The sequence below is a fragment of the Caballeronia telluris genome, from assembly GCF_001544495.1.
Taxonomy (GTDB): domain Bacteria; phylum Pseudomonadota; class Gammaproteobacteria; order Burkholderiales; family Burkholderiaceae; genus Caballeronia; species Caballeronia telluris.
Genome location: NZ_FCNZ02000002.1, coordinates 117548 through 141629, shown reverse-complemented (window position 1 = coordinate 141629; position 24082 = coordinate 117548). Strand labels below are relative to the sequence as shown.

General features: G+C 64.7%; 23 protein-coding genes and 1 tRNA gene. 12 read left to right on the top strand and 12 right to left on the bottom strand.

Features of this window, described 5'->3' with window-relative positions; translation table 11 throughout:
* Window positions 1-112 precede the first annotated feature (112 nt).
* From AWB66_RS03645 to thiC, 3 genes are all read right to left on the bottom strand, one after another.
* Complete coding sequence (locus AWB66_RS03645; RefSeq protein WP_087628918.1) at window positions 113-559, bottom strand: hypothetical protein; 447 nt, start codon at window positions 557-559, stop codon at window positions 113-115.
* A 199-nt stretch (window positions 560-758) separates the two neighbouring features.
* Window positions 759-971 carry a glycine zipper 2TM domain-containing protein gene (locus AWB66_RS03640; protein WP_087628917.1) on the bottom strand — a complete coding sequence of 71 codons (213 nt, stop codon included), beginning with the start codon at window positions 969-971 and terminating at the stop codon, window positions 759-761.
* 326 nt (window positions 972-1297) lie between these two features.
* Window positions 1298-3229: a phosphomethylpyrimidine synthase ThiC gene (gene thiC / locus AWB66_RS03635; protein ID WP_087628916.1), complete on the bottom strand. Its 1932-nt coding sequence runs from the start codon at window positions 3227-3229 to the stop codon at window positions 1298-1300.
* 592 nt (window positions 3230-3821) lie between these two features.
* On the opposite strand from thiC, the gene AWB66_RS03630 reads away from it, so the two are divergent.
* On the top strand, window positions 3822-4802 hold the full coding sequence (locus AWB66_RS03630; protein ID WP_087628915.1) for an EamA family transporter: 981 nt from the start codon (window positions 3822-3824) through the stop codon (window positions 4800-4802).
* 350 nt (window positions 4803-5152) lie between these two features.
* Window positions 5153-5935 carry a DUF4397 domain-containing protein gene (locus AWB66_RS03625; RefSeq protein ID WP_087628914.1) on the top strand — a complete coding sequence of 261 codons (783 nt, stop codon included), beginning with the start codon at window positions 5153-5155 and terminating at the stop codon, window positions 5933-5935.
* A 208-nt stretch (window positions 5936-6143) separates the two neighbouring features.
* Here the strand turns inward: AWB66_RS03625 and AWB66_RS03620 are convergent, their stop codons facing one another.
* Together AWB66_RS03620 and AWB66_RS03615 are read right to left on the bottom strand one after the other, a co-directional pair.
* Window positions 6144-6278 (bottom strand): entericidin A/B family lipoprotein, encoded by a 135-nt coding sequence (locus AWB66_RS03620; protein ID WP_087628913.1) that lies wholly within the window; start codon window positions 6276-6278, stop codon window positions 6144-6146.
* Window positions 6279-6459: 181 nt separating this feature from the next.
* On the bottom strand, window positions 6460-7944 hold the full coding sequence (locus AWB66_RS03615) for a sensor histidine kinase (protein ID WP_087628912.1): 1485 nt from the start codon (window positions 7942-7944) through the stop codon (window positions 6460-6462).
* Between the two features lie 182 nt (window positions 7945-8126).
* Between AWB66_RS03615 and AWB66_RS03610 the strand changes: the two genes are divergently transcribed.
* The 6 genes from AWB66_RS03610 to AWB66_RS03585 all read left to right on the top strand — a co-directional run bounded on the left by AWB66_RS03610 (window position 8127) and on the right by AWB66_RS03585 (window position 11284).
* The gene (locus AWB66_RS03610) at window positions 8127-8303 is read left to right on the top strand and encodes a DUF1328 domain-containing protein (protein ID WP_087628911.1); all 177 of its coding nucleotides are present in this window, start codon (window positions 8127-8129) and stop codon (window positions 8301-8303) included.
* 206 nt (window positions 8304-8509) lie between these two features.
* Window positions 8510-8671 carry a DUF1328 domain-containing protein gene (locus AWB66_RS03605; RefSeq protein ID WP_040048814.1) on the top strand — a complete coding sequence of 54 codons (162 nt, stop codon included), beginning with the start codon at window positions 8510-8512 and terminating at the stop codon, window positions 8669-8671.
* A 157-nt stretch (window positions 8672-8828) separates the two neighbouring features.
* A complete protein-coding gene (locus AWB66_RS03600) occupies window positions 8829-9404 on the top strand; it encodes a ferritin-like domain-containing protein (RefSeq protein ID WP_087628910.1) in 576 nt (191 codons plus the stop codon).
* A gap of 72 nt (window positions 9405-9476) precedes the next feature.
* Window positions 9477-10109: a response regulator gene (locus AWB66_RS03595; protein ID WP_087628909.1), complete on the top strand. Its 633-nt coding sequence runs from the start codon at window positions 9477-9479 to the stop codon at window positions 10107-10109.
* 41 nt (window positions 10110-10150) lie between these two features.
* Entirely contained in the window at window positions 10151-10591 is a 441-nt protein-coding gene (locus tag AWB66_RS03590; protein WP_200818920.1) for a response regulator, read from the top strand.
* A 141-nt stretch (window positions 10592-10732) separates the two neighbouring features.
* Window positions 10733-11284, top strand: a complete 552-nt coding sequence (locus tag AWB66_RS03585; protein WP_087628908.1) for a hypothetical protein — start codon at window positions 10733-10735, stop codon at window positions 11282-11284.
* Between the two features lie 185 nt (window positions 11285-11469).
* Here AWB66_RS03585 and AWB66_RS03580 read toward each other — a convergent pair whose 3' ends face one another.
* Window positions 11470-12699 carry an MFS transporter gene (locus AWB66_RS03580; protein ID WP_235020984.1) on the bottom strand — a complete coding sequence of 410 codons (1230 nt, stop codon included), beginning with the start codon at window positions 12697-12699 and terminating at the stop codon, window positions 11470-11472.
* Between the two features lie 140 nt (window positions 12700-12839).
* Window positions 12840-13652 (bottom strand): phosphodiesterase, encoded by an 813-nt coding sequence (locus AWB66_RS03575; protein WP_087628906.1) that lies wholly within the window; start codon window positions 13650-13652, stop codon window positions 12840-12842.
* Window positions 13653-13877: 225 nt separating this feature from the next.
* Here AWB66_RS03575 and AWB66_RS03570 point away from each other — a divergent pair, with 225 nt between their 5' ends.
* Window positions 13878-14090: a hypothetical protein gene (locus AWB66_RS03570; protein WP_087628905.1), complete on the top strand. Its 213-nt coding sequence runs from the start codon at window positions 13878-13880 to the stop codon at window positions 14088-14090.
* A gap of 63 nt (window positions 14091-14153) precedes the next feature.
* On the opposite strand, the gene AWB66_RS03565 is transcribed toward AWB66_RS03570, so the two are convergent.
* Both AWB66_RS03565 and AWB66_RS03560 read right to left on the bottom strand, forming a co-directional pair.
* Window positions 14154-14238 (bottom strand) — tRNA-Leu (locus AWB66_RS03565).
* A 298-nt stretch (window positions 14239-14536) separates the two neighbouring features.
* Entirely contained in the window at window positions 14537-14845 is a 309-nt protein-coding gene (locus AWB66_RS03560) for a DUF4148 domain-containing protein (protein WP_087628904.1), read from the bottom strand.
* A gap of 194 nt (window positions 14846-15039) precedes the next feature.
* Between AWB66_RS03560 and AWB66_RS03555 the strand changes: the two genes are divergently transcribed.
* Window positions 15040-15504 carry a metallophosphoesterase family protein gene (locus AWB66_RS03555; protein ID WP_087628903.1) on the top strand — a complete coding sequence of 155 codons (465 nt, stop codon included), beginning with the start codon at window positions 15040-15042 and terminating at the stop codon, window positions 15502-15504.
* Between the two features lie 85 nt (window positions 15505-15589).
* Here the strand turns inward: AWB66_RS03555 and proP are convergent, their stop codons facing one another.
* Entirely contained in the window at window positions 15590-17086 is a 1497-nt protein-coding gene (gene proP / locus AWB66_RS03550) for a glycine betaine/L-proline transporter ProP (RefSeq protein WP_087628902.1), read from the bottom strand.
* A gap of 175 nt (window positions 17087-17261) precedes the next feature.
* Here proP and AWB66_RS32785 point away from each other — a divergent pair, with 175 nt between their 5' ends.
* Entirely contained in the window at window positions 17262-17552 is a 291-nt protein-coding gene (locus AWB66_RS32785; protein WP_125469655.1) for a hypothetical protein, read from the top strand.
* A gap of 200 nt (window positions 17553-17752) precedes the next feature.
* Here the strand turns inward: AWB66_RS32785 and AWB66_RS03545 are convergent, their stop codons facing one another.
* Window positions 17753-18025: an oxidative damage protection protein gene (locus AWB66_RS03545; protein ID WP_062636188.1), complete on the bottom strand. Its 273-nt coding sequence runs from the start codon at window positions 18023-18025 to the stop codon at window positions 17753-17755.
* Between the two features lie 77 nt (window positions 18026-18102).
* On the bottom strand, window positions 18103-19491 hold the full coding sequence (argA, locus tag AWB66_RS03540; RefSeq protein WP_087628901.1) for an amino-acid N-acetyltransferase: 1389 nt from the start codon (window positions 19489-19491) through the stop codon (window positions 18103-18105).
* 79 nt (window positions 19492-19570) lie between these two features.
* Here argA and hrpA point away from each other — a divergent pair, with 79 nt between their 5' ends.
* The gene (gene hrpA, locus AWB66_RS03535; protein ID WP_235020972.1) at window positions 19571-24082 is read left to right on the top strand and encodes an ATP-dependent RNA helicase HrpA; all 4512 of its coding nucleotides are present in this window, start codon (window positions 19571-19573) and stop codon (window positions 24080-24082) included.

Here is a 24082-nt window from a genome sequence, read left to right as displayed (position 1 = left end):
CGCCAGTGGAATTAAATCCGCAGCGAAAAAACGTTACATCGACGATACAACTGCGTGCGGCCAGCCGCTTTGAGTTACACGGAAGTAACACGAGGTCGCCGCCATTGGACTGTCAGTGGCTGTGTCCCATGCCGCCGCCGCCATGCCAGCCGCTTCCGCCGCCGTGCCAACCACCACCGCCGCCACCGTGCCATCCTCCGTGGCCGCCCCAGCAGCAGCCTCCGCCGCCCCAGTAACCGAAACCGATCGAAATCGCCGGATAGCCGTAACCGTAGTAAGCGGGATAAGGGTAGGCAGGGTAGTACGCCGGATAGGTCGTGTACGCGACGGGCGGCTGCGCGACGACATACTGCGTCGTCGTGGTGGTCGTGGCGGGATCGCCTGATTGCCCGGTCGTGCTTTGCGTACCGACGGGCACTTCCCGCTGCGTATATGCCGCGCCGACAACCGGATAAGCGGGATAAGGAGGATAAGCCGAATAGCCGTAAGGACCGACGTAATAACATCCGCTCAATGCGACAGCGCTCGCGAGCGCGGGCAACGAGAGTTTCGGATTCATGATGCTGCTCCTTTCTTGCAACTGCCTTAAGTGCTGCTTCGTTCGCGCGCTGGGTCGAACGGGTCGGCGAAAAGAGCTTGGCGCATCGTCGGCTGCTGGCGTGAGAGCGGGGTGCTCGAAGCTGGATTCGGATGTTTCGGTTCATTTTAACGCTGCGGAGCGCGTTCCCATGTCGCAATCCGCAGCGCAAGACTCAGGCTTACTTGCCGACCTGGTTGCCGATCACACCGCCGACGGCCGCGCCACCGAGCGTCGACAGCGCGCTGCCGCCGATCACCGCGCCCGCTGCACCGCCGACGCCCGCCCCGACCGCGGTATCGCGTTGCCGTGTGGTCATGCTGTCGCAGGCGGTGAGGCCGCCGAGCAATGCGACGACGAGAGCAGCAGCGCCGATCTGTTTGATATTTTTCATTTCGACTCTCCAATGTGTTTATCAGGGTGATGCGGCCCGGCGCGTTCGCCTTGGCGGCTTCCCTTTTTATCGGGTGCCGGGCCGCCGCAGAAGACGCGAACTGCGTGTGTCCCCCGCGGCTATTCCTGTTGGAGCCATGCAGCGACTTGCGTTTTTGCCGGCTCATTCATTTTTAAGCAGGAAAGATGCCTGCTCGTCACGTCTCGCGGAGACCTTCTGCACGCGCGTTCGAGGCGATGCTTCAGAAATGAAACAGCCCGTCGCGCATGTCGCGCGACGGGCTGCTTGTCCGCCCGGTTGGTAAATCCGGCACCGGGCAGCCGCGATCAGGTGCGCTGGTAAATCTCCGCGCCCTTCTTCACGAATTCGATCGCCTTGGTCTGCATGCCTTGCGTGAGCGCTTCCGTGTCGGTCACACCTTGCTTCGCCGCATAGTCGCGCACGTCCTGCGTGATCTTCATCGAGCAGAAGTGCGGGCCGCACATCGAGCAGAAATGCGCGACTTTCGCTGAGTCCTTCGGCAGCGTTTCGTCGTGGAATTCGCGCGCCTTGTCCGGATCGAGGCCGAGGTTGAACTGGTCTTCCCAGCGGAACTCGAAGCGCGCCTTGCTCAATGCGTTGTCGCGCACCTGTGCGCCCGGATGACCCTTCGCCAGATCGGCGGCGTGCGCGGCGAGCTTGTACGTGATGATGCCTTCCTTCACGTCGTCCTTGTTCGGCAGGCCGAGGTGCTCCTTCGGCGTCACGTAGCAGAGCATCGCCGTGCCGAACCAGCCGATCATCGCCGCACCGATGCCCGACGTGATGTGGTCGTAGCCCGGCGCGATGTCGGTCGTGAGCGGCCCGAGCGTGTAGAACGGCGCTTCGTCGCACCATTCGAGTTGCAGGTCCATGTTCTCCTTGATGAGCTGCATCGGCACATGGCCCGGGCCTTCGATCATCACCTGCACGTCGTGCTTCCACGCGATCTGCGTCAGTTCCCCGAGCGTCTTCAGTTCGCCCAACTGCGCTTCGTCGTTGGCGTCGTAGATCGAGCCGGGACGCAGGCCGTCGCCGAGCGAGAAGCTCACGTCGTAGGCCTTCATGATTTCGCAAATGTCCTCGAAGTGCTCGTAGAGGAAGCTTTCCTTGTGATGCGCGAGACACCACTTCGCCATGATCGAGCCGCCGCGCGACACGATGCCCGTCATGCGGTTCGCGGTCAGCGGCACGTATTGCAGACGCACGCCGGCGTGGATCGTGAAGTAGTCGACGCCTTGTTCCGCCTGCTCGATCAGCGTGTCGCGGAAGATTTCCCAGGTGAGGTCCTCGGCCTTGCCGTTGACCTTTTCAAGCGCCTGATAGATCGGCACCGTGCCGATCGGCACCGGCGAATTGCGGATGATCCACTCGCGCGTCTCGTGGATGTGCTTGCCGGTCGAGAGGTCCATGACCGTGTCGCCGCCCCAGCGGATCGCCCAGGTCATCTTGTCGACTTCCTCGCCGATGGAAGAGCTCACCGCCGAATTGCCGATGTTCGCGTTGATCTTCACGAGGAAATTGCGGCCGATGATCATCGGCTCCGATTCCGGGTGGTTGATGTTCGCGGGGATGATCGCGCGGCCGCGCGCCACTTCCTCGCGCACGAACTCGGGCGTGATCGCCTTCAGCGCGTTCTCGCCGAACGCGGCGGCGCCGAACGCCTGGCCGGGATGCTGGCGGCCCATCATCTTCGCGAGCTTTTCGCCGTTCGGACCGCTCGCGCGCAGCGTTTCGAGATATTCGGCGCGGCGCTGGTTCTCGCGGATCGCGATGTATTCCATTTCCGGCGTGATGACGCCCTGACGCGCGTAGTGCATCTGCGAGACGTTCTTGCCGGCGACCGCGCGGCGCGGATGGCGGTGCAGTCCGGGAAAGCGCAGTTCGGCCGTTTTCGGATCGGCGGCGCGCTCGCGGCCGAAGTCGCTCGACAGGCCCGCGAGGCTTTCCGTGTCGCCGCGCGCTTCGATCCAGCGCTGGCGCAGTGCGGGCAGGCCCGAGCGGATGTCGATTTTCGCGTCCGGGTCGGTGTACGGGCCGGAGGTGTCGTAAACATAGACCGGCGGGTTCTTCTCGCCGCCGAAGCTGTCGGGCGTATCGGACTGGGTGATTTCGCGCATCGGCACGCGAATGTCGGGCTGCGAGCCCGTCACGTAGACCTTTCGCGAATTGGGCAGCGGCGCGATGGCAGCGGCGTCGACGACGGCGTTCTCTGACAGGAACTTCGGGTTGGCATTCATGTGCTGTCTCTCCTGGGGACGGTTTTTTCCAGCAAGCCGGCGGACGAACGGACGAACGCCCGGCGGCGACTGATTCAGGAGCTAAACAGGGAGGAACGAGACGGAAGGAGTTGCGGGCTTCGGAGGATGCGGAAGAGTGAGAAGAACCCTGCGCGTTGAAACCCGAACGCTTCCCTGCGCTGGCATTATCCAGATCAGGTTCAAAGGGTATTTCTCACCCACGATGCGCGGGCAATCCAGCTTGTACCTTCGACGATGCGAAGTTTTCGACGGATTGCGATGCGCAGCGCAGGACCCCCGCGTTAGCAGCCGCTACGTTACACCGCACCGTGGCGTGTTGGCAACCATCTGTAACACTGCGCTTCGCGCATAGAGCGCTTACTGCATAATGGCGGGCACCGCGTTTTCCGTACTTTCCCTAGTACGCGCGGCGGCCCGTTTTTCGCCCGACATCCTTCCGCACTCCGCCATGTTGTCCTGTCTTGCCCGTCTTGCCGCGACGCCCCTTTCGCACGCGCGTCGTTCTCCGGCTGTCCGCTGCGGCGGTGTGTCAGCGGAATTGTCTGCAATCCTGGTCGAAGCGGAGTGACGGATGTCTGTCACGCAAACGCCACAACAGCCACAACAGCCGCACCCGCCGAAGCTGCCGTCCAGCCTGCCGTTCAATCTTCTCGACCGTTTTCCGTTCCGTTTGCCGCAGACGCAACAGGGCCGGGTCGCGCTTGCGCTCGCCGTCGTCTATATCGTGTGGGGATCGACGTACATGGCGGTGCATCTGTCGCTCGCGTCGTTTCCGCCGCTGATGCTGTCCGGGCTGCGTAATCTTTTCGCGGGCATCGGGCTTTTCATCTTCGCGGCGCGCAAGAAGCCGATCTGGCCGACGGGCGCCGAGATTCGCAATGCGGCGATCGTCGGGACGCTGCTCGTCGGGCTGTCGAGCGGGATGCTCGCATTCGGCATGCGTACGGTCGAAACGGGGACGGCGGCCGTGATGGTCGCGACGGTGCCGCTCTTCGCGACGGTCATCGCCGCGCTCACGGGCCGCAAGATCGCAAAGGGCGAGTGGGTCGCGGTCGGGCTCGGGCTGGTCGGCATCGCGCTGCTGAATCACGGCGACACCTCGTCGGGGTCGACCGCCGGCAGCCTCGCCATCCTGTGCGGCGCGATCTTCTGGGCCGGCGGCGCGCATCTCGCCGGGAAGCTCAAGCTGCCGTCCGATCTCTTCGTGTCGACGGCGCTGCAAATCGGACTCGGCGGCACGATTTCCACGATCGTCGCCTGGTTTTCAGGGGAGCGGATCGCGAGCATCGGCTTCGTGCCGTTCGCTTCGTTTCTCTATCTGATGCTGATCGGGACGATGGCCGCCTATGTCGCGTATGGCTATCTGATCCGCCACACGAGTCCGATCATCGCGAGCAGTTGCATGTACGTGAATCCTGTCGTCGCGGTGGCGCTCGGTTCGCTGCTGCTCGGCGAAGTCATCACGCGCTGGACGGTCATCGCGACCGTCGTCATCTTGATCAGCGTCGGCTTGTCGTTCTGGTTCGACTACCGGCGGCGCGGCCTCGTCTGAGAGCGGCCGCGCGGCGAGTCGATCAACCGCGCGACGATGTAAGACACGGGAAACGTCGCGTAAGACTTGCCAGACCCGTTCCGGCGGGCCGCACGCGGAACGTCTGGTTCGAGCAAAAACTCTAAATCACGCAAGCGCCTTGTCCCACCGAGCGCGGCGGCCAAGCCGCGCTTCGTCCCCGTCCACAGCGGCACATCAGTTGCTCAGTGTCGGCACCCATCCGGCGCCGTGCGAATGCGCATCCGTCGAACGGTGCCCCGGGGAAAAAAGCGGGCTGGTCTCAAGCGTTTTACCGAACGCGCGACGGCCCGACATAACGATCAACATCAATCGATAATAAAGGTGAAGACATGAAGCTCATCCGCACCGTGACCGCGCTTGCTTGTGCCGCATCGATCCTTTCCGCCTGCGGCGGCAGCTCAGACGACGTTGGCAAGGAACTCGGCGTCACGCCACCCGAAGTCCATTTCATCCACGCCATTCCGAGCGCACCGAACGTCGACTTCTATAACAACGGTCACGTCCTGCAGGCGAACCTCGCCTACAAGGCCGTCACGAACTTCGCCACGATCAACACCGGCGCCCAGACCTTCTCGTACGCGGCCGTCAACACGACGACGCAACTCGCCACCGACTCGACCATCACCAACGCCGCGAAGGGTCACGAGTACACCGTGATCGCGCTGCCGGACGCGGGCTTCCTGCCGTCGATCGCCGTCATCGACGATCCGTTCGACAAGGGCCTGCTGTCGACGAGCGCACGCGTGCGGGGCTTCAACGCGTCGGCGAATGCACAGAATCTCGACCTCTATCTCGTCGCGCCTGGCACCAGCATCAGCGCGATCAGCCCGACGATGGCCGGCGTCGCGTACAAGAATGCCGTCCCGGCGACGACCCAGGATTCGCTGTACCTCTCCGGCGGAACCTATCAACTGATCGCGACGCTGCCTGGATCGAAGACGCCGGTCTACACGTCGGCGTCGTTCAACCTCGGCAACAACGCGGACTGGCTCGTGACGACGCTGCCCGCCGGCAACGCGCTTTCGCAAGTGATCCCGAACAAGATCCGCCTGCTCGTCGCGCAGGGCGGCAACACGCAGACGCCCGCGATCGAATTGCCCGACACGCAGTAACGCAGGAGAAAGCGCGACGCGGATCGCGCTTGGGAAACAATAAGGCCTTCGCGATTGCGAAGGCCTTTTGTTTTTTCATGTCACGCGAAATCTGCTGCAACAGACTGTCGCAAAAAAAGCCCGCCGCTAAAAGGGACGGGCCGACAGGTAACGCTCAACCTGAATCGGTGTGGACTGCGCTGCGCGGCAGCCCGGGCGGTCGCGATCCTTACTTGTGTTCTTCGGCCGAGTTCGAGATGGCCTGGCCGCCCTTCGAGATGTCCTGGCCCGCGCCGGACATGGTGTTGCAGCCCGCGAGGGCAGCCGTGCCAGCGATCAGCAACAAAGCGATGAGTCGAGTCATGAGTGTTCCCCTAGCAGTTGGAGATGCGGGAGCGGAGCGTCCGCGCATCGTTGTTGAGTTCGCCCTGCGCGTCGCGCCGAGCATTCTGTCCGAACCATCTTAAAAAAAGCACGATGCGCAGGCTGTAGGCGTGCACGTGTTTTTCGCGTCAGCCGGGTCCGCTATTGATGTCGGCGTCCTCCTACGCGAGCGGAATGCCCGTATCCAGCGAAGCCGCGTGCTTGGCGTCCGTGCGCTCGCGCGGCAAGGTCGCGCGGATGCTCGTGCCGTGCGGCACACGCGGCTCGATCTCGATGCGACCGCCGCGCGCCGACACGCGCTGGCGCATGCCGAGCAGACCGTGCGTGTGCGTGCGCTTCAGATCCTGCGCGCGAATGCCGACGCCGTCGTCGGCGATATGCAGCGACACGCGCTCGGCGTCGAGCGTCAGCGCAATCTCGATGCCGCTTGCGCGCGCATACTTCGCCGCGTTGGTGAGCGACTCCTGCGCGACCCGAAAGAGCGCGATCTCGATTTCGTCGCCGAGCTTCACGTCGCTCTCCGGAAGCTTGAGTTCGACGGTCCAGCCGTTGCGCTGCGCCGCTTCGTCGGCGAGCGTCGAGAGGGCCGTGACGAGCCCGAAGTTCGCGAGGACGGTGGGCCGCATGTCTTCGATGATCCGGCGCTTGAGCGCGATGCCCTGATCGAGGTTCGCGAGCGCGCGCGTGAGCTTCTCGGCCATCGCGGGCTCCGCGTGCTTCAGCTTGCCGTTGACCCACGCGACATCCATCTTGCTCGCGGTCAGGATCGAGCCGAGTTCGTCGTGAAGCTCGCGCGCGAGCTCGGTTTTTTCGTTCTCGCTCACCGACTGCAAGTGCCACGCGAGCGCTTCGAGCTGACGCGTGCGCTCGAACACGAGCTGGTCGAGTTCCTCTTGCTGCGTAATGAGCTTTTTCTGCACGCGATCCTGCTTGTCCAGTTGAATCCCCAGGTTGCGGAACAGCAGCAGGAACAACACGATGTTGAGCGCGCACAACGCGCCGACGCAGAACGTCGAGATGCGCTGGTCGGCGCGGCTCGAATCGAGTGCATGTTGCGCGCGGCGTTCCTCCGTCAGGCGTAAAAGCGCCAGCGTGCTTTCCAGGATTTCGCCGCCTTCGGGCGTCTTGAGCGCGAGCGCGCGGGCGTCGTCGGCGCCGAGCGCGGGGTTCGACAGCGTCGCGAGCCCGGCGGCGATCTGCGCATCGACCGCGCCGCTCACCTGCGCGAAGCTGGCGAGCGCGGTGTCGTCGGCCTTGCGGTGGTAGTAGCCGTCGAGCGAGGCGATGATCCGGCGAATCCGCGCCGCCGCCTGCGTGAAATGCGCGGCGTACGCGGCACGCGACGCCTCGGGCGCGAGCACGAAGGCGCGTTCGTCGGCGGCGAGCGTCGCTATTTCGGCAGCGAGTTCGGTCAGTTGCGTGGTGGCACCCTTCGCGTCGAGCGCGACTTCGTATTCGGCGGCGATGCGCATGCGTCCCGACTCCAGCACGACGAGCCCGCCGACCGTAATGACGATCGCGACCGTCATCGCGACTGCCCAGCTCCAGCGGCGCATGAAGTCGTTCAGGCGAGCGACGCGTCCCGGATTGCCCCGCTTTGGCGCCGATGCCTGCCGAACCCCGGCGGACGGTATTGCCTTGTTCATGTGACTTTTTTCGTCGTAGTGGGCGTGAACCGCGCTCGCATGCGAGGCGAGGGCACGGTCAGGCCCGTTGAAAGCGCTTGTCAGTGGATTCCCACAGCAAAAAAGGCGCCAGCCCGGATGCGCCCGCATGCCGACGCTATTACCATCAATGAGCCAGTCAAACTTTCACACGGGGAACGATCATGTTGAAGTGGGCTTTGTTTTTCGCGATCGTGGCCGTGATCGCCGGTCTCCTGGGCTTTACCGGCATCGCCGCGGGCGCCGCCAGCATCGCGAAGTTCCTGTTCGTGCTGTTCCTGATCCTGTGCGTGGTTTTCCTCGTGCTCGGATTCGTCGTCACCAAGAAAATGGTCGATTAGCGGCGCGCTGATCGTCCGGGCGGCCTCAGCGCTCTTGCTGTCTGGCGCCGGCCGCTCCCTGAATGTTCCGAGTCGCCTTCTTTTCGACGCTGACGGGTGCTTGACGCCGCCCCGGCGACGGCATGTCTGCGCACCGGGCTCGCCGGGGCGCGCTGTCCGCCGCCGCCGACGTCCGGACCCGGTTTCATCCCTCAAGGAGGGTCGCCATGCTTCATTACGCCGCTGTTTTTTTCGTGATCGCGATCATCGCGGCCGTGTTCGGTTTTACGGGCATCGCCGCGGGCGCGGCTGAAATCGCGAAGATCCTGTTTTACATTTTTCTCGTGGTGTTCGTGGTCACGCTGCTGCTCGGCGTTTTCCGAACCTGACGCGGTAGTCACAGGGCGATTTCGCGCGCGCCAAGTACCGGGCACGCCGCGTGCTCGGAGCCGACGATCGACGCAATGAATCGACGCCACACACTTCGCGAAGCGCCGCTTGGCGACGCCCGATGTCAAACCACACCACTTTGCCAGGAGCAATCAAATGTCGAAATCGTCTGCTGCAAAAGCCGAGCCGGTTCAGTCGAAGGACCCGTTCGTCCTGGATGTCGAGAAAATTCGCGCCGATGCGCGCCAGCACATGGACGAAGGTCCGGTCACGGCGACTTACGGCGCCGATCGCGAAGTCGTGCTGAAACTCCTGAACGACGCGCTCGCAACCGAAATTGTCTGCACGTTGCGCTACAAGCGTCACTATTTCATGGCGAAGGGCATTCACTCGGAAGCCGTCGCGAGCGAATTCGCCGAGCATGCCGCCGAGGAGCAGGAACACGCGGATACGCTCGCCGAGCGCATCGTCCAGTTGGGTGGCGAGCCGAATTTCGCGCCGGACAGCCTGAAGTCGCGCTCGCATTCGGAGTACAAGGAAGGGTCCGATCTCATCGACATGATTCGTGAGAATCTGATCGCCGAGCGCATCGCCATCGACACTTATCGCGAAATCATCCGCTATCTCGGCGAGAAGGACGTGACGACGCGGCGCATCTTCGAGGAGATTCTCGCAGTCGAGGAAGAACACGCCGACGACATGGCGGACCTGCTCGAAGGCCGGAATGGCTGATCGCCTGGCGCGCGCCGGCCGCGCCGTTGCGGAGCCGGCGCGGGCAGATTTTTCTACGCGCGGACGGCGCACATGATTCGAGTGTTGATAGCGGACGATCACGCGATCGTCCGGAGCGGGTTCAGGCAGTTCGTCGCCGACGAACCCGACATGGAGGTGGCGGCGGAAGCCGCGACAGGCGACGAAACCATCGCGCTGGTTCGGGCGGGCGCCTTCGACGTGGTGCTGCTCGACATCGCGATGCCCGACAAGAACGGCATCGACACGCTGCGCGTCATCAAGCAGCTTCGGCCGGAGCAGGGCGTGCTGATGCTCTCGGGCTTTCCCGAAAGCCAGTACGCGATCAACCTGCTGCGCGCGGGCGCGAACGGCTATCTCACCAAGGACGCGGCGCCCGACGAGATTGTGCGCGCGATCCGCACGGTGGCGCGCGGGCATCGCTATCTGTCGGAATTCATCGCCGATGCGCTCGCCGACAAGCTGGAGAAACCCGCGGCCGAGCGGCCGCACGAAACGCTCTCGGAACGCGAGTTCCAGATCTTCTGCAAGCTCGCCGGCGGCCGGATTCCGACCGAGATTGCCGAGGAGTTGCATTTGTCGGTGAAGACGGTCAGCACGTATCGCGCGCGGGTTTTGGAGAAGATGCGGCTGTCGAACAACGCCGATCTCACGTACTACGCGATCAAGAACGGCCTGATCGAATAACCGGCCGCTTCACTCACCGCTCACCTTGGGAGGCGCCCGCCGTGGGCCACCAGACGACCATCGACGATGCCGGCAGACGCGAGGCCAAACGGCCCTTGCGGGTGCTCCTGATCGAGGATTCGCCGCTCATCCGGCGCAGCCTCGTCGAGGCGATCGATGCGTCCGGCCAGCTGCGCGTGACCGCCTACGCCGATTCGCCCGACGAAGCCATTGCGCTCTTGTCGGCGCACTCGTTCGACGCGGTGATCGTCGATTTGCAACTCAAGCGCGGCTCGGGCATCGAAGTGCTGGCGTATCTGCGGGAGCGCGGGCTCGTCGAGACGTCGTTTGTCTGCGTGCTCACGAATCACGCGCTGCCGGCCTATCGCGAACGCTGTCTGCGATACGGCGTGCGTCACTTCTTCGACAAATCGCTCGAATTCGACCGCGTGATCGACGCGCTGCACGACTATGCGCGCGAGCGGCGTAACGCGTCGTCCTGACGCCGGCGACTTGTCACACCGTTGGAAGTCGATGCCCTTTCAGGGCCTTGCTTTGCCGCGACGGCCCGGTTCTAATGCGAACCCCGAGGCTCCCGCCGCATCCGTAGGCGATGCTCCTATCTCGACTTCTAGCCACCACACATGAAACGCGTTTTGCTTCTTGGCCTGTGTCTGTCTGCCAGTTCCGCCTTTGCCGCGAACCCCGTACTGCTCGAAACCCCTGTTGCCTATGCGCCCGACGCCCGCGGCGTGGAGAAGGTCAAAAGCGAATGCCGCGTCGACGACCTGTTGACGCGTCACATCGGCGACGTGCTTCGCAAGCTCAACAAGACAGGCGACGGCACCATTGCATCGCAGACCGATGCGGGCGGCGCAAGCATCCTCAGAGTGCAGATCACCAATGTGTTCGGCGTCGGCGGCGGCGCATGGAGCGGACCGAAGGCCACGACCGTGCTCGCCGATCTAATCGAGGATGGCAAGGTGATCCGTCACACCCGGGTCAATCGCTGGTCGGTTGGCGGCATGTGGGGCGGGTTCAAGGGTACGTGTTCGATCCTCGATCGCACGGCCATCGTGATTGCCAAGGATTTGGGCCGCTGGGTGCGCGATCCGTCGTATCAGATCAAGGAAGAGGCACCGCCGCAGGAAGCCTCCGCGCCGACTGCCCAGATCGATCCGCAAAAGGCCGAGTAACCGGGCATCAGGCAACTCGACAGTATTCGGCCTGACGGTTTCTTCGATACCTCCGCCGGCCGGTACGCGGATTCGTCGAGTGTTCGGCGAATCCCGAAAGCAGGTCGCACAGACGTTCGCCGGGACGCCGGCAGCGAGCCGCGAAAGCTGAAACGCCGCCAAGACTGGCGTAAGCGCGCGCCGAGCTAACCCGCCTGCGACGCCGCGCCGACGCGCCTGCGCCGATGGCTCCATGCAGCCAGACCGACCGCGGCCAGTCCCGCCAGCGAGACGCCGGTCCAGCCGAACGCGTGCCACGCGAGCGACGCCACCGCCGACCCGAGCGCCCCGCCGATGAAGTACGCGACCATGTACACCGTGTTCACGCGGCTGCGCGCTTCCGGCGCGAGTGCGTAGATGCGCGACTGGTTCGAAATCTGCGCGGCCTGCACGCCGATATCCAGCACGATCACGCCAATCACGAGCCCCGCGATGCTGCGCGCCGAAAACGCGAACACGACGAACGAAATGGCGACGAGCGCGATCGACAGCGAGATCACCGCGCGCGGCCCGCGCCGGTCGGCCGACTTGCCGGCGAGCGGCGCCGCGAGCGCGCCCGCCGCGCCGACGATGCCGAACAGGCCCGCCGCCTGCGGACCCATGTGGAACGGTTCGCCCGCGAGCAACAGCGTGAGCACCGACCAGAAGATGCTGAACGCCGCGAACATCGCGCCGCCTGTCAGCGAGGCTTCGCGCAATCCGCGATGCTCGGCGACGAGATGCCACATCGAGCCGAGCAGCTTCGTGTAGGGCAGGGTCGAGGTCGGCCGGCTCTTCGGCAGCCGGGCGATGACGACGACGGCCAGCACGATCGTCGCCACGACCGACGCGCCGAACACCGCGCGCCAGCCGAAGTACTGCGCGACGATGCCCGAGACCGTGCGCGCGAGCAGGATGCCGAGCAGCAGGCCGCTCATTACGGTGCCGACGGCATGGCCCCGTTCGGCGGCCGGCGCGAGTTCGGCGGCAAACGGCACGGCTTGCTGCGCGATCGTTGCGACCACGCCGATCGCGAGGCTCGCCGCGATCAGCACCGCGAGCGTCGGCGCCGCCGTCGCGACGACGAGCGCGATGCCGAGCGCCGCAAGCTGGATCAGGATGAGAAGACGCCGGTCGAAGCGGTCGCCGAGCGGCGCGAGAAAGAACATGCCGATCGCGTAGCCGAGCTGCGTCGCCGCCGGCACCGCGCCGATCAGCCACGCGCTGCCGGGAAACGACGCGCGGAAGTCGTCGAGCAGCGGCTGATTGAAGTAGATGTTCGCGACCGAGATGCCCGCGATCGTCGCGAGGAGCCACAGCGTCGCGCGCGAGTAGTGCGGATGGCGCTCGTTTCGGTGATCTCTTCCGTGATCTGTTCGGTGCTCCGGTGCGGGCATGGGCGAGGACATGGTCGTGTGCTGTTCGAGTGGCGAGGCGTGCGGCCTCGCGGTTCCTGATGAGCGGCCGGAGACGCTTGCGCAGGCTCTCGCCTACAGCGGCGCCCTTCAGCCGAGCCGCCGATCATACTGGAGACGCTCTAGTCCTGCTCGTCGAAGCGCCGCGGGCCGTCGCCCTGGTCGACGCTGAGGTAATGCGTGACGAGTCCGCGTTCTTGCGTGTGCAGATGCAGTGCGAAGCCGGGCGGCTCCATCACGTAGGCAGCCGGGCCGTCGTCGCGCAGTTCGAGTGCGACCTGATGCGCGGTCGATGGCGCGCACCACGCGATCGTGCCGCCGAAGCGCGCGACGATCGTCCGGTGCATGTGTCCGCACAGCACGCGCTCCACGTTCGGATGCGCGCGCACGAGAGTTTCGAGGCGCGCGCTGTCGGCGGGGTCGAGCCGGACGTCGTCCATGAAACGGATGCCCGTCGCGAACGGCGGATGATGCAGCGCGATCAGAACCGGCATCGCGCGAGCGCGGTCGAGTTCCTCTGCGAGCCATGCGAGGCGCGCGTCGCAGAGGCGGCCGGCGTCGCTGCCGGGGTTCATCGTGTCGAGCGCGATGACGCGCACGCCTTCGATGTCGAAGGCGTACTGGATGAATTCGCCGCCCGCCGACAGTTCCTTTCGTTCGGGGAAGACCGCGCGCAGGGCGTCGCGGTCGTCGTGATTGCCGACCATCGGATACCACGGCATCGCGAGCGGGGCGAGCAGCGCGCGCAGATGGCGGTAGGCGTCGGGATGACCGTCGTTGGCGAGGTCGCCCGTGATGAGCACGGCGTCGGGTCGCCGATCGAGCGTGTTGAGCGTGTCGACGCAGCGCGCAAGATGCGCCGCGGTATCGATCCGGCCATAAGCCAGCGTGCCCGGCGCAGTGAGATGCAGGTCGCTGATTTGCGCGAGCAGCATGGCGATGTCCCCCGAAGTGGCGCGTGCGTAGCTGCAAGCTTACCGAAACGCGGCGGGGCGCGTGGCGGGTTTGCCTGGCCGTCTGTCCCAGTCGCGCCTCGTGCGCGATGGATGGACTGGCAGCGAACCGGGGGTGCGGTTTCCCCGCGCAACGGGGGTGCTCGCGCCAAGGCGATCTGTCTACACTTTCGGCACAGATGGAGTCGTCGAGACAGGAGGTCCGCCATGACGCCCGTTGCGCTTTACATCACCCCCAACTACATCGCGTCCGTTCGCACCGGCAGAGGCCGCGCCTGCTTCGAAGGCACCGTGCGGTTCGTCGACGTCGATGCGCTGCCGTTCAACATCGAGCATGTCTGCATCATCGACCGCGATACGGCGATCGAAGCGCTGTTCGATGCGGTGAGGGACGCGGAGAGGTTGCTTAGGGCGGTTTGATGGCGCGGGGAGGTGAAGGGAAGGCGGTTGCCGCGGCCTGAGATTCGCCGGGCTTCATTCGTCTGGTGCCGGGGACCGGACTTGAACCGGCAAGCCGTGAGGCGGCGGATTTTAAGTCCGCTATGTTTACCAATTTCATCACCCCGGCAGGGCGGACGCGATTCTACCATCGCGGCGCCGCGGGGCAAAAACCGCCCAAGTCGGGACATCAGGCGGGACGCGTGCCCGGCGATTTCGAAGCGGCCGGTTCCGCGCACGGGCCTCCAGACACAAAAAGAGCCCAAAACTCCAACGAGAACTGGGCAAAAACCGCCGGCAAGGCCGGCGGCGGAGGTCTTTATTCAACAGAGCGAGGCTCGTTCGCGGGAACGAGCCTCGTTTCATGCCTGAGGCGATGATTCGAACGATGCCGACCTCGACACACCGTTCGCCGCGCCGTCTTCGATTTACTGACCGAAATACACCGGCTGAGCCGTAGCCGGCGTCGTCACGCGGCCCGACTGTGCGGAGCCGCTGGCCGATGCGCCGTAGCTCGACTGCACGACGTCGTTCTGAGCGATCACGCGCGATTGTGCGGCCTGCAGGTTCGCGGGATAGTTCGCATCGCTTGCGTTCGGGTTGTAGCCGGCCTTTTCCAGTTGCACGAGTTCGGCGCGGACCTGAGCGCGGGTCAGCGGTGCGTTCGACTGAGCGAACGAAGCCACCGGAGCAGCGAGGGCGGCAGCGACAACAACGGCTTGAATAAGCGATTTCATGATTGATTACCTCCAGATGGTGTTTTCTTTGCTGTGAACATCCTTGTTCGCCAGCCAGTGATTGCATTGTAGATAGTTGATTAACAACGTTTAAGCGGTCGATTCGCGAATCATTCTTGCGAATTCTGCAAGAATTCAGTTGAGGCCACGCAAGCGTGCTAGGCTCGATGCCTGATCGTCAACGGGTTGCCAACATGCCTTCCGCCATCCGCATCGGCCTGATTTCGGATACGCACAATCTCGTGCGCCCTGAAGCGCTCGCGGCGCTCGTAGGCTGCGAGCACATCGTCCACGCGGGCGATATCTGCCGTCCGGCGGTCCTCGATACGCTCGCGGCCCTCGCGCCGATCACAGTCGTGCGTGGCAACAACGATTCGGGTGAGCGCATCGACGAGTTGCCGGAACACACGACGCTCGACATCGGCGGGGCGAAGATTTTCGTCGTCCACGATATCGCCGACGTGCCGCGCGATCTCGCGGGGATCGACGTCGTCGTGACGGGGCATTCGCACAAGCCGCTCGTCGAACTGCGCGCCGGCGTGCTGTTCGTGAATCCGGGCAGCGCGGGTCCGCGGCGCTTCAAATTGCCCGTCACGGTGGGGCTACTCACGATCGAAAACGGCCACATCGACACGCGCATCGTGCCGCTGATCGACTAGCGACGCACACGAGAACCGGACGCAAAAAAGCCGGCGCGATCTCTCGCGCCGGCTTCGCATGAATCAAGCAGTTATCAGCCGTCGGTCAAGCCCGCACCGCGCCTTCCGGAAACCGCTCGTCATCCATCGCGGCGGCTTCGCGCGCGCCGCGCAGCACCGCATGCGCTTCCGCACGCGAGCCGACAGCGGGCGGCGAGCCCTTCAGCGGCTTCCTCGCGGTCTCGTGCAGCGCGAGCACCGACACGATCCCGATCACCGACGCGCCCATCAGGTAATACGCGGGCATCATCAGGTTGCCGGTGGCATCGACGAGCCACGCGGTCACGAGCGGCGTCGTCCCGCCGAAGAGCGACACCGAGACGTTGAAGCCGATGGCGAGCGCGCCGTAGCGGATCTTGGTCGGAAAGAGCGCCGGCAGCGACGACGGCATCACACCCGTAAAGCACGACAGCATCACGCCGAGGATCAGCATGCCGCTGAAGATCGGCAGGATCGTGCCCATGCGGATCAGTTCGAGCGCCGGAATCGCCAGCACCAGAAGACCCACGCAACCCGCGAGCATCACGGGCTTGCGGCCGATCTTGTCCGACAGGTGCCCCGCGAACAGCGTCATCGGCATCATCAGCACCATCACGACGAGCACGATGAAGAGACCATGCGTCTCGTTGAACTTGAGCGTCGCCGAGAGATAGCTCGGCAGGTACGACAGCGCCATGTAGTCGGTCACGTTGAAGATCAGCACGAGGCCGATACATTGCAGCATCGGCTTCCACTGCTCCATCAGCGTGTCGCGGAACTGCTGCTTGGGCGTCGCGTGCGCTTCGGATTCGCGCTTGTCGGCTTCGCGCTGGAACGCGGGTGTCTCTTCGAGCTTCATCCGGATGTAGAGCCCGATCAGCCCGAGCGGCCCGGCGACGAGAAACGGAATGCGCCAGCCCCACGAGAGCAGGGACTCTTGCGAGAGCGTGGCCGTCAGCACCGCGACGACGCCCGCGCCGAGCACATAGCCGACCAGCGTGCCGAATTCGAGGAAGCTCGACATGAAGCCGCGCTTCTTGTCCGGCGAGAATTCGGCGATGAAGGTCGCCGCGCCGCCGTATTCGCCGCCCGTCGAGAAGCCTTGCAGCAGACGCGCGACGAGCAGGAGGATCGGCGCGAAGATGCCGATCGAGCCGTAGCTCGGAATCAGGCCGATACAGAATGTGCCGATCGCCATCATGATCATCGTCATCGCGAGGACGCGCTTTCTGCCGATGCGGTCGCCGAGCGGGCCGAACACCATGCCGCCGAGCGGACGCACGAGAAACGCCGCGGCGAACGTGCCGAAGGTGGCGAGCAGCTGCGCGGTCGGATTGCTCGACGGGAAGAACACTTTGCCGAGCGTCACGGCGATGTAGCTGTAGACGCCGAAATCGAACCATTCCATCGCGTTGCCGATCGCCATGGCGCCGACCGCGCGCTTCAGGAGCGATTGATCGACGATGGTGATGTCGTCGAGAGTCGGCTGGGCTTGCCGGTCATGATGATCGCGATGGTCGCTTTTGCGCCAAAGGCCGTCGCGTACTTCGTGTAGGGCGGACATGGGTAGGAGTTCTCCTTGTTCAATGCCGGCGGTGCGTCGTGAACCTTGAAGCGTGGTCGACAACGCGGCCGGCGCGCCCGATGGGGCGCGGATTGCCAGGAAAGCGCCATTCCGAAGTGCAGTTTCGCGACGGTGCCGAAGGCGGGTGGCGCGGTCGTGGGTGTCGCCGCAGGGCTTGGCCGTCACGCTCACCGCGCAAACACGCGGCGACGAAGACAATGCCAAAGCCGGTGCATCGCGGCGAGGGTCGCGAAAGTGCACTCAACGAAAACAGCGCGATTTTGACGAAGCGGACGGCGAACCCGGGAGTTGCCGCGGTGTAGGCCGCCTCGTCGACGGTAAAAAATTGAATACGAAAAAGGCCGGCGCAGATCAGGACCGTCGAGCCTTTTTGTATGAAACAGTCACGAATCGCAGCGTGTCGGGCATTATGATTGCCGAGGCGCGTGCGCGTGAATCAGGGTGAATTGCTGTTTGAACGAAGTAGATAGTAACACGATGACGGATGAAGCGCAAACCGCCGGGCTTTCGGGCTATATCAAAAAGTCTCGAATCCCTTATCTCATAAAGGATTGCGGCGATTCCTGGGCGTTCGTTCAACGTGGCGTTCGCCCAAGAAAAAACCGACCGCGAGGGGTCGGTTTTGGAAGGTTGCCGTGCGCGCTTTCAGCTTTGCGGCGGCACGTAACCCGACGCGGTATCGGCGCCTTCGCCGAAGAAATATTTCTCGGTCTGCTTGAGCAAATACTGGCGCGCGCGCGGATCGGCCATGTTCAGGCGGTTTTCGTTGATCAGCATGGTCTGCTGCTTTAGCCAGCCCTGCCACGCCTCTTTCGAGACTGTCTCGTAGATCCGCTTGCCGAGTTCGCCCGGCAGCGGCGGAAAGTCGAGTCCTTCGGCTTCCTTGCCGAGCTTCGCGCATTGAACCATTCGGGCCATCGTGTGTTTCTCCTCAAGTCGGGGTAGCGGGGCGTCGCGGTCGTGGTCGTTACCTGCGGCCGCCCGAATGTGGTGAGTTAAAGCTGCTTCTTCAATACGAGCGACTTGCGTTGCCAGTTATAGAGACGGCGCCGGTCTTCGGGCAGGTCGTCGACGGTGGCTTTCACGAAACCGCGTTTGAGGAACCAGTGCTCGGTGCGCGTCGTCAGCACAAAGATGTGCGTGAGGCCGCGCGCCCGCGCGCGCTGTTCGACGCGTTTCAAGAGCCGCTCGCCGTCGCCGGAACCTTGCGCCTCGGGCGCGACCGTGAGACACGCCATCTCGCCGATGCGCTCCTGCGTGTACGGATAGAGCGCCGCGCAGCCGAACAGCACGCCATCGTGCTCGATGACCGAGAAGTGGTCGATGTCGCGTTCGATCTGGTGGCGCCCGCGCCGCACCAGCGTGCCGTCCGATTCGAGCGGCTCGATCAGCGTGAGAATGCCGCCGACGTCGTCCGGCGTCGCCTCGCGCAGGCTCTCGAGGTTCTCGTAGGAGATCATCGTGCCGACGCCGTCGTGCAGGAAGAGTTCGAGCAGCACGCTGCCGTCGAGCGCGTAGGGAATGATGTGCGCCCGCGCCACGCCGCCGCGGCACGCGCGGATCGTGTGCTTCAGGTAGAACGCGGCGTCGCCCTGCAATTCGCCGCCTTCGTGCAGACGATAGGCGTCGTCGAGCGACATTTCGCGCACCAGATCGCCGTTTTCATCGACGAGACCCGGCGTTTCGGTCAGGAAGATGATCTTGTCGGCGCGCAGCGCGATCGCGGCGGCCGACGCCACGTCTTCCATCGACAGGTTGAACGCTTCGCCCGTCGGCGAAAAACCGAGCGGCGAGAGCAATACGAGTTTGTTGCTCGCGAGCGACTGGCGCACCGAATCGCCGTCGATCTTGCGCACGACGCCCGTGTGCTGGAAATCGACGCCATCCAGAATGCCGACCGGCCGCGCCGTCACGAAATTGCCCGACACGACGCTGATGTGCGCATGCGCCATCGGCGTGTTCGGCAAGCCCTGGCTGATCGCGGCTTCGATGTCGAGGCGCACTTCGCCGGCGGCTTCCTTCGCGGATTCGAGCGCGCGCGCATCGGTGATGCGCAGCCCGTGCGAAAACGACGACTCGACGCCGTGCAGCCGCAACTGCTCTTCGACCTGCGGCCGCGAGCCGTGGACGAGGACGACGTGGATGCCCATCGCGTGCAGGAGACCGACGTCCTGCACGAGCGCGTTGAGCCGGCCTTCCTGCACCAGCTCGCCGCCGAACGCGACGACGAACGTCTTGTTGCGGAACGCGTGGATGTACGGCGCGACGGAACGCATCCATTCGACGAACTGGGCGTGCTTGGCGTCCACGTCGGAGATCTGGGGCGTTTCCGGTTCGGCTGCAACCGGCGACGGCGCGGTGGGGAGGTCGGTTTGAGAATTCATGCCCGGATTATAATGCGACGCTATGCCGAATGTTTCCAAACGCCCCGTCGACGGGGACAAGCTCGACCCTCAGGAGCAGTTGAAAAAGCTGCGTGAAAATCTGTTGCGCGATGGTGCGCCACGTCCGCCGGGCGCTGGCGACGACGAAGCGAGCCGGGCGCGCAGCAAGAAGGAGGCGGCGGCGCGGCGGTTTGCGGGGACGTCGGGGAACGCGGGCGCGGTGGCGAAGCCCGCGAGCAGCGGCGAGCGGCAGGCCGTGCAGACGCCGCCGGCGCGTTCCGGCGAATCGCGAAGCCGGGCAGCTGACGTTCCGCGCCCTAATAAGAAACAGCAGAATGTCGGCGCGCAGCAACGCGCAGCAGCGCATGCGAACGAGCGCGCGAACGGCGGAACAGCAAAGCCGGCTGCGCGCGGCGACACACCGAAAGTCCCGGCCGAAGCCCATCCAGAAGACGGACGACCACGCGCGCGTCGAGCCTCCGCCAAGGAAAGCGCCCCCGGCGATGCGCCGCAACGCGCCGAGCGTCGCGTGCCGCCGCGCGCTACGGAACGCCCGACCCAACCGCGCGCACCGCGCACGACAGACGAAACCCGCCCGAAAGCGCGAGCCGCCGATACGCCGTCCCAACCCGCCGCGCGCGATCCGTCACGACCGCGCGCGCCCCTGGCTTCGGACGAAACGCGAGCGCAGAAACCCGCCACCCCGCGCCGCGAACGAGCGGCGGTCGAACCGAACCCGATCCCGCCGATCACATTCCCCGAAGCGCTGCCGGTCTCTGGACGCCGCGAGGAAATCGCACGCGCCATCGAGGCGAATCAGGTCGTGATCGTGAGCGGCGAGACGGGCTCCGGCAAGACCACGCAGTTGCCGAAAATCTGTCTCGCGCTCGGACGCGGCCTCGGCGCCGGCGGTTCGGGCCTGATCGGCCATACGCAGCCGCGCCGGATCGCGGCATCGGCGACAGGGCGTCGAATCGCGGAGGAACTCGGCACGCCGTTCGGCGAAGTGGTCGGCTACAAGGTGCGTTTCACCGACAATCTCGCGCCCGGCGCGTCGGTCAAACTCATGACGGACGGCATTTTGCTCGCCGAAACGCAAACCGATCCGCTGCTCAAGGCCTACGACACGATCATCATCGACGAGGCGCACGAGCGCAGTCTCAATATTGATTTCCTGCTCGGCTATCTGAAGGAAATCCTGCCGCGCCGGCCCGACCTGAAGCTGATCGTGACCTCCGCGACCATCGACGCCGACCGTTTCGCGCGCCATTTCGGCAGCGACGAGAAGCCCGCGCCGGTGATCGAGGTGAGCGGGCGGCTGTATCCGGTGGAAATGCGCTACCGGCCAGTCGAAGAGGACAGCCCCGCCGTGAAGAACGCGCAGGGCACGCCGCAGAAGGAGTCGCGCCAGAAAACCCAGCGCGAGACCGACCGCGACCTGATGGAAGCGATCGTCGATGCCGTCGATGAGTTGTGCCGCGAAGGCCCCGGCGACGTCCTCGTGTTCCTGCCCGGCGAGCGCGAGATCCGCGACGCCGCCGAAGCGCTCAGGAAACACCATCCGCCGCATACGGAAATCTTGCCGCTCTTCGCGCGCCTGTCGGCGGCGGAGCAGGAGCGCGTGTTCCGGCCGTCGAACGCGCGACGTATCGTGCTCGCGACCAACGTCGCGGAAACGTCGCTGACGGTGCCGGGCATCCGCTATGTCGTCGATACCGGGATGGCGCGCGTGAAGCGCTATTCGTATCGCAACAAGGTGGAGCAACTGCAGATCGAGGGCATTTCGCAGGCGGCGGCGAACCAGCGCGCGGGCCGCTGCGGGCGCGTGGCGGACGGCGTGTGCATCCGCCTCTACGACGAAGCCGATTTCCAGTCGCGTACGCGCTTCACCGATCCCGAGATTTTGCGCTCGTCGCTCGCGTCGGTCATTTTGCGGATGAAGTCGCTGCATCTGACGGCGATCGAAACGTTCCCGTTCATCGAACCGCCGCCGGGCCGCGCCGTCGCCGACGGCTATCAACTGCTGAACGAACTCGGCGCCGTCGATGACGACAACGCGCTGACGCCGCTCGGCCGCGAACTCGCGCGCCTGCCGCTCGATCCGCGCGTCGGGCGGATGATTCTCGCCGCGCGCGATCACCAGGCGTTGCGCGAGGTGCTGATCATCGCGTCAGCGCTGTCGGTGCAGGACCCGCGCGACCGGCCGGTCGAGGCGCAGGAGCAGGCGGACCAGGCGCACCGCAAGTTCGTCGACGAGCGCTCCGAGTTCCTGCAATGGACGCGCATCTGGGCGTGGTTCGAGGAAGCGATCGCGCACAAGAAGTCGAACAAGCAACTCGGCGATGCGTGCCGCGCGAACTTCCTGTCGCAGATGCGTCTGCGAGAATGGCGCGACGTGCATTCGCAGTTGCTGACGGTCGTGCGGGAGCACGGCTGGCGGATCAACGATGCCGAGGCGACGTTCGAACAGGTGCATCTGTCGCTCCTGACGGGTTTGCTCGGCAACGTAGGCCTCAAAGCCGACGACGAACCGTATTACCTCGGCGCGCGTGGCATCAAGTTCTATCTGTGGCCGGGCTCGGCGCTCCTGAAGAAGGCGGGGCGCTGGGTGATGGCGGGCGAACTCGTCGAGACGAGCCGCCTGTATGCGCGCACCATCGCGAAGATCGAGCCGGAATGGCTCGAACAGGTTGGCGCGCATTTGCTGAAGAAGTCGCTTTCCGAGCCGCATTGGGAGAAGAAGGCGGCGCAGGTCGTCGCGTTCGAGCGCGCGACGCTGCACGGGCTCACCGTGTACGCGCGGCGGCGCGTGTCTTTCGGCAGCCAGGACCCGGCGCGCGCGCGCGAAATGTTCATTCGCGGCGCGCTGGTCGAAGGTGAATTTGATACCCGGCTGCCGTTCTTCGCGCACAACCGCAAGCTCGTCGCGGATATCGAGCAATTGGAGCACAAGTCGCGCCGCCAAGACGTGCTCGTCGACGACGAACTGATCCACGCGTTCTACGACGCGCTCGTGCCGCAAGGCATCCACACGGGCGCGGCGTTCGAGCGCTGGTATCGCGACGAGGAGAAGCGCGACGAGGAGAAGGCGGGCAAGTCGCGGCTGCTCTTCCTGTCGCGCGACGACCTGATGCGCCACGAAGCCGCCGGCATCACGACGGACCTGTTTCCGAAGCGCATGACGATGGCGGGCATCGAAATGTCGCTCACGTATCACTTCGAGCCCGGTTCGCCGCGCGACGGCGTGACGCTCACCGTGCCGCTCTACGGCCTGAATCAGGTCGATGCGCGCCGCGCCGAATGGCTCGTGCCCGGCATGCTGAAGGAAAAGGCGCAGTTGCTGCTGAAGTCGCTGCCGCAGAAGCTGCGCCGGCATGTGGTGCCGCTGCCGGAGTTCGCGGCCGGTTTCGTCGATCGTCACGGCGGGCCGAAGTTTGGCGCGGGCGGTTTGCTCGAAGCACTGATCGCCGATGTTCGCGGCGAGACGCAGGTCGCGATGAAAAGCGCGGACTTCAAGCTCGAAACGCTGCCCGCGCATCTCTTCATGAACTTCAAGGTCATCGACGAGCACGGCCGTCAGCTCGCGATGGGGCGTAATCTCGCGCAGTTGCGCGCGGAACTCGGCGGCCAGGCGCAGCAGCATTTCCAGAAGCTCGCGGCGGCGACGCTCGATCTGCGCGACGATGCCGCGCCTTCGACGTCGGTGGCGGCGCCGTCGAGCGATCCGTCGAGCACCGCGCTCTACGAAAATCTCACGACGTGGAATTTCGGCAAGCTGCCCGAACTGCTGGAAATCCGTCGTCGCGGGCAGACGCTGTTCGGCTATCCGGCGCTCGTCGATCGCGCGACGCATTGCGATGTCGAAGTGTTCGATTCGCCCGAGGAAGCGGCGCGCATTCACCGCGCGGGTCTGCGGCGTCTCTTCGCGCTGCAGTTGCGCGAGCCGATCAAGTATCTTGAGAAGAATCTCGGGGGCTTGCGCGAGATGTCGCTGCAATATATGGCGCTCGGCACGCTGGAGGAATTGCGCGACCAGATCATCGAGACCGCGCTGGATCGCGCGTGCCTGCAAGAGCCGCTTCCCGACGACGACGCCAGCTTCCACAAGCGCCGTGACGAAGGGAAGGGGCGTCTCACGTTGCTCGCGCAGGAGATCGCGCGGCTCGCGGGACAGATCCTGGCCGAATATGCGGGCGTCTCGAAGAAGCTGGCGCAGGCGAAGTCGTTCGGGACCGCGTACACCGATATGCAGTCGCAATTGAGCGGGCTGATCGGCAAGCGTTTCGTGATCGACACGCCTTATGTGCAGCTCGCGCATTTTCCACGTTATCTGAAGGCGATCGCGCTTCGGATCGACAAGCTGAAAGCCGACCCGTCGCGCGACGCGCGCCTTTTCGCCGATTTGCAGCCGCTCGCCCAGCACTATCAGCGCGCGATCGCCCAGCGCGGGGGCGTGGCGGATGCGCGGCTCGCCGAATATCGATGGCTGTTGGAAGAATTGCGCGTATCGCTTTTCGCGCAGGAGTTGCGCACGCCGATGCCGATTTCCGTCAAGCGCCTTCACAAGGTGTGGGAATCGATGCAGCGTTGA

Bases quoted from the DNA above. Each gene is read 5' to 3' on its own strand.
- AWB66_RS03645 (WP_087628918.1), bottom strand. From the start codon at position 559: ATGAATCCGAAACTCTCGTTGCCCGCGCTCGCGAGCGCTGTCGCATTG.
- AWB66_RS03640 (WP_087628917.1), bottom strand. From the start codon at position 971: ATGAAAAATATCAAACAGATCGGCGCTGCTGCTCTCGTCGTCGCATTG.
- thiC (WP_087628916.1), bottom strand. From the start codon at position 3,229: ATGAATGCCAACCCGAAGTTCCTGTCAGAGAACGCCGTCGTCGACGCC.
- AWB66_RS03630 (WP_087628915.1), top strand. From the start codon at position 3,822: ATGTCTGTCACGCAAACGCCACAACAGCCACAACAGCCGCACCCGCCG.
- AWB66_RS03625 (WP_087628914.1), top strand. From the start codon at position 5,153: ATGAAGCTCATCCGCACCGTGACCGCGCTTGCTTGTGCCGCATCGATC.
- AWB66_RS03620 (WP_087628913.1), bottom strand. From the start codon at position 6,278: ATGACTCGACTCATCGCTTTGTTGCTGATCGCTGGCACGGCTGCCCTC.
- AWB66_RS03615 (WP_087628912.1), bottom strand. From the start codon at position 7,944: ATGAACAAGGCAATACCGTCCGCCGGGGTTCGGCAGGCATCGGCGCCA.
- AWB66_RS03610 (WP_087628911.1), top strand. From the start codon at position 8,127: ATGTTGAAGTGGGCTTTGTTTTTCGCGATCGTGGCCGTGATCGCCGGT.
- AWB66_RS03605 (WP_040048814.1), top strand. From the start codon at position 8,510: ATGCTTCATTACGCCGCTGTTTTTTTCGTGATCGCGATCATCGCGGCC.
- AWB66_RS03600 (WP_087628910.1), top strand. From the start codon at position 8,829: ATGTCGAAATCGTCTGCTGCAAAAGCCGAGCCGGTTCAGTCGAAGGAC.
- AWB66_RS03595 (WP_087628909.1), top strand. From the start codon at position 9,477: ATGATTCGAGTGTTGATAGCGGACGATCACGCGATCGTCCGGAGCGGG.
- AWB66_RS03585 (WP_087628908.1), top strand. From the start codon at position 10,733: ATGAAACGCGTTTTGCTTCTTGGCCTGTGTCTGTCTGCCAGTTCCGCC.
- AWB66_RS03580 (WP_235020984.1), bottom strand. From the start codon at position 12,699: ATGCCCGCACCGGAGCACCGAACAGATCACGGAAGAGATCACCGAAAC.
- AWB66_RS03575 (WP_087628906.1), bottom strand. From the start codon at position 13,652: ATGCTGCTCGCGCAAATCAGCGACCTGCATCTCACTGCGCCGGGCACG.
- AWB66_RS03570 (WP_087628905.1), top strand. From the start codon at position 13,878: ATGACGCCCGTTGCGCTTTACATCACCCCCAACTACATCGCGTCCGTT.
- AWB66_RS03560 (WP_087628904.1), bottom strand. From the start codon at position 14,845: ATGAAATCGCTTATTCAAGCCGTTGTTGTCGCTGCCGCCCTCGCTGCT.
- AWB66_RS03555 (WP_087628903.1), top strand. From the start codon at position 15,040: ATGCCTTCCGCCATCCGCATCGGCCTGATTTCGGATACGCACAATCTC.
- proP (WP_087628902.1), bottom strand. From the start codon at position 17,086: ATGTCCGCCCTACACGAAGTACGCGACGGCCTTTGGCGCAAAAGCGAC.
- AWB66_RS03545 (WP_062636188.1), bottom strand. From the start codon at position 18,025: ATGGCCCGAATGGTTCAATGCGCGAAGCTCGGCAAGGAAGCCGAAGGA.
- argA (WP_087628901.1), bottom strand. From the start codon at position 19,491: ATGAATTCTCAAACCGACCTCCCCACCGCGCCGTCGCCGGTTGCAGCC.